This is a genomic window from Moorena sp. SIO3H5 (genome assembly GCF_010692395.1).
In the GTDB taxonomy this organism is placed as follows: Bacteria; Cyanobacteriota; Cyanobacteriia; order Cyanobacteriales; family Coleofasciculaceae; genus Moorena.
On record NZ_JAAHHS010000523.1, the window covers coordinates 1 to 4,551 of the forward strand.

General features: G+C 46.9%; 2 protein-coding genes. Both read left to right on the top strand.

Translation table 11 applies throughout. The features are described from left to right. The coding region (locus tag F6K52_RS32760; RefSeq protein WP_293088727.1) for a hybrid sensor histidine kinase/response regulator at positions 1-1,689 on the top strand (1,689 nt) is incomplete at its 5' end. Between the two features lie 168 nt (positions 1,690-1,857). Next, positions 1,858-3,591, top strand: coding sequence for a SpoIID/LytB domain-containing protein (locus F6K52_RS32765; protein WP_293088729.1), 1,734 nt, complete (start codon positions 1,858-1,860; stop codon positions 3,589-3,591). Positions 3,592-4,551: the final 960 nt, after the last annotated feature.

Consider the following 4,551-nt stretch of genomic DNA (forward strand, 5'->3'; position numbering starts at 1 on the left):
TCCAGCTTAGAAGATTATCACCCCCTAGAAATGGACCGCTTTACAGGCTTCCATTTGCTATCCCAAGAGATCATTGAGCTGATTGTCCGGGTTAAGGAGTCGGCATCTGACATTGAGTTTTTGGTGGATGAAACCGACCAAGTAACTCGTACCCTCAGGCAGGTAACCAATCAACTCCAAGAAGGACTGACGCGATCGCGTATGGTGCCCTTTGCCCAAGCAGCAGACCGAATGCCCCGTGCAGTCAGGGAAATTTCCTTGCACGAAGGCAAGGCAGCCGAGCTACACGTTGAGGGGCGGGAAACCTTGATTGATAAAATGATCTTGGAACACCTCTATGATCCTATGACCCACCTGGTCAACAATGCCATTACCCACGGGATTGAGCTACCAGAGGAACGGTTGGCTGCAGGGAAGCCTAGGGCGGGTAAAATCACCCTCGGGGCATTCTACCAGGGAAATCAGACGGTGATTTCCATTTCGGATAATGGGGGGGGCATTGATCCAGCTCGAATTAGAGCTAAAGCCCTTGAAAAGAATCTAATTTCCCCAAGTGAGGCAAAAACCCTGAGCGACTTGGAGTTGTTCAATTTTATCTTCCACCCTGGGTTCACCACTGCTGAGAAAGTGACTGATACCAAAGGTCGAGGAGTAGGTATGGATGTGGTGCGCACCTGCTTAAGTGAAATTCGGGGAACCATTACTATCGACTCTACTCTCGGGCAAGGAACCACCTTTACCATTCGCTTACCCCTGACCCTGAGTATTTGTAAAGCCCTCTGCTGTGTAAGCGATCGCGCCAAAATTGCTTTTCCCATGGATGGGGTGGAAGATATGCAGGATGTCTCCCCTGACTGCATTCAGACCAATTCCCAAGGTCAAGCCTTTCTTCAATGGCGGGACACCCAGATCCCATTCAAGCCCCTCTCAGAGTTGCTGACCTACCATAGCCAACTCAGCAGGGCTAGTGTCTATGGTAGCCAAAGGGAAGACAACTTGATTTCTGTAGTGGTACTGCGCAGTACAGGTAACATGCTCGCCGTAGAGGTTGATCAGGTATTAGGGGAGCAAGAAATTGTTATTAAGCAAATCGAAGGCCCTGCACCCAAGCCAGTAGGCATTACCGGGGCGACCGTCTTAGGGGATGGTCGCGTGATGCCCATTGCTGACGTCTTAGAACTGATTGACCTTGCAATGGGTCGGATTCGTAAAGATGGTGGTGTTGCGATCTGGCAAAGGATGGAAACTCCAACAGCCACCGGAGCCGAGGCCAATCTAATCAAATCTGATCCCATGGTCTTGATTGTGGATGATTCAATCACAGTCCGAGAACTCCTTTCTATGACCTTCAGTAAAGCTGGTTATCGGGTAGAACAAGCCCGTGATGGTCAAGAAGCCTGGGATAAACTGCGGTCTGGTTTGCCTTGCGAGATCGTATTCTGTGACATTGAAATGCCCAGAATGGATGGTCTAGAACTCCTATCTCGCCTTCAAAAAGACCCAGATTTGTGCGAAATTCCCCTGGCCATGCTCACCTCTCGTGGTGCTGATCGACACCGAAAAGTAGCTGCTGATCTTGGTGCTAGAGGCTATTTTACCAAACCCTATCTAGAAGACGTCCTACTAGATGCTGCCCAACGAATCAGGCAAGGGGAAGTGTTGTTAGCTCGAAACAATCAAAAGAGGTAATCCCAACGGGTAGCTGCGGGTAGCATCCTCAACCAAATCATCCCAATGCCAAAGCAAAGACCCTGAAAAGACCCGGTTAGGGTAACAATACCTGTGGAGGATCCTACTTTTCGGGATCTAGAATCGGGGAATGGGAATTATGGATTGGGTACTTTAAAAACTAAGCTAATGACAACAAAAGCGTTTGACTTGAATTCGCATCAAAATACGGCATCGGGTAAGACAGGTCGGTTTCGCAATTGGATAGTGGGGTTCACGAAAAAACCGATCTCTCTCAATTCCCCAGCTTCCAATCCCCATTTCCTTATACCATTGATGACACTATCGTTTTGGGGACTACCTATCCTATCAGGGTTAGCCGCCAAAGCCTCAGATATCCCACTGAAAGTGGGAGTGGTGCAGCGCTTTGGAGATGAAGAAACTGACAAGCTAACCCTGAAAGCTGGCCCAGACGATCAGCTCACCGTCAAATTTTTAGGCGGTGATATGCAACCGAAAACCAAGCAGCTTAGCAGCCTCAAGCTGGAAATAGTCAATAAACCCTTACAGCAGCCCCAAATCGAAGAGTACGTGGTCTTGAGTAACCATGGCACCTTTGAAACTGCAGAAGATAGTGCCAATAAATGGCGGGAAAAGGGGATTGAGGTGGAAATTGCCAAGCCTGACCGCTGGCAGGTGTGGGCAAAACGGAGTGTTTATCAAACCCCTTTATTGCGACGTTTACTGCTAGCAAGTATCAAAGCCAAAGGTGATAACACTGCCTATATCGATACTAACGTTGTCACCGAGGTGCCCCATGCTTCCTTTGTAATTGGTGACTATCGCTACCATCGACGGGAAATCGATATTACTGCTGGCAAAAATCGGATCTGGGTTAGCAAAGGAGAAAATAGCCGTAGGACAAGACTTTATCCTGGTAGTCTACGGATCCAGCCCAATGCCTATGGTGACTATACCTTAGTAAATCAGGTACCTCTAGAAAGCTATTTGCGCGGTGTGGTACCTCATGAAATTGGAGCTGGAGCACGCTATTCAACCGTAGCTGCCCAGAGCATTATTGCTCGCACCTACGCCTTGCGGAACCGACGCCGATTTAATGTTGACGGTTACGAACTCTGTGCCGATACTCACTGCCAGGTTTATTTCGGCATAAATCAAACCAATCCGGTAGCTGACCGTGCGATCGCAGCTACTAAAGGTCTAGTGCTGACCTACAACAATGAGTTAGTAGATGCCCTGTATTCAGCAGCAACTGGTGGAGTCAGTGCGCCTTTTAGTGATGTTTGGAATGGCTCAGAACGTCCTTACTTAAGAGCAGTGGTAGACTCCCCATACTCCCTATGGAATTTGTCACAAAAATCCTTAGCAGACGAACAAAATTTCCGTGAGTTCATGAACTTGAAGCAAGGATTTAATGAGACTGACAACAGTTACTTATTCCGCTGGAAGTACAACAATACCTTGGAACAAGTGACCAGCCATTTACAACGCTATCTCAAAAAAACCAAACACCCCCTTGCCAACTTCACTACCATTGAGCATATGGAAGTGGTAGACCGTTCACCAGCAGGACGAGTGCTCAAAATGGCGGTAACAACGGATCGGGGTATGCTGGAGCTGAGTAAAAATGAAGCCCGCAGCGCCTTTGGTCCTCCCCGCAGCACCCTCTTCTACGTAGACCCGATTTATGACCAAGCCAACCAAACCCTCAAAGGCTTTGTTTTTGTGGGTGGTGGCTTTGGACATGGGGTTGGCTTTAGCCAACACGGTTCCCAGAATTTAGCTAAACTCGGTTGGTCCGCAGAAAAAATTCTCAGCTTCTATTATCCTGGTACTCAAATTCAGCCTTTGAACAATTCTATTATCTTCTGGCAAAATGCCAGCGCACTAGTCAGGCCCTAGTGTAATCAAGGGTAAAAGGGGGGAGAAAGTGAAGATATGGAATAATTTCAGGAAAGTTATTCCATATCTTCCTCGATTTAGCTTGGATTTAGCGTGATTTCGCCATCACCTCATTACTTGACTATCTCATCAGCGGATCTGCGGCGATGGGGAAGTAAAGAGCTGAAAGATTGACACTCCCCGCCCTGGAAGGACGGGGATTCTTGCTTCAAAGAGGTGACTTGTTTAACCAGGCCGGGACCAGGAAAAATAGAGGTCTCCTCTCCACAAGCGGTTTAGTCTATGACTAGGTTTCGGTGTGCCCCACCGTACCTTTTTTTCTATAGATAGACACTTTTTTTATCTAATTTTTTCATAGACTTTTAAGTCGTTAGACCCAATTACGCAATACGTAAGCAAAACATATTTTTTACGTTGTCTACTTATGGTTAGATAGTGTCTTTCTACTTTTAAAGTCTATTGCTTATGGTTTTATTCTACCACATCTAAAGCCGTCCTGGAAGGACGGGGCTTTAAACCCAATTTTTTCGGTAAAACACCCAACTTCTAAGCTCTCTTACTTCCGATACTCTTTAGCTACCAAAGTCTACCAAGATAGACCCTCGCCCGCCAATGCAAGATGCAATAGCATCCAGGCGGTATCTCCGCGCTTCACAGTGAGGCGAGGGATTGCTCGCCTCACTGTGCGCCATAAAAATGTCAAAAAAGTTCGTTCCACCAGGATCTAAGCGCAACTATTTCACCTTGGTTTTCGGCTTTAATGTAAGTTACATAATAATCCCTGTCGGTGTTACCCTAATTTAACTCTAACAAATAATAAGAGTTTTTGGTAGACTCTGCGACATTTTCGATTAGCTTTTACTCACCCCTCTGTTATTAGTACTTATATTAGTACTTAGTACAGTGCTTCCTCTTGATGAGTAGTGATTGTGCAATCAGAGGTGGGGTAGGCCACACAGG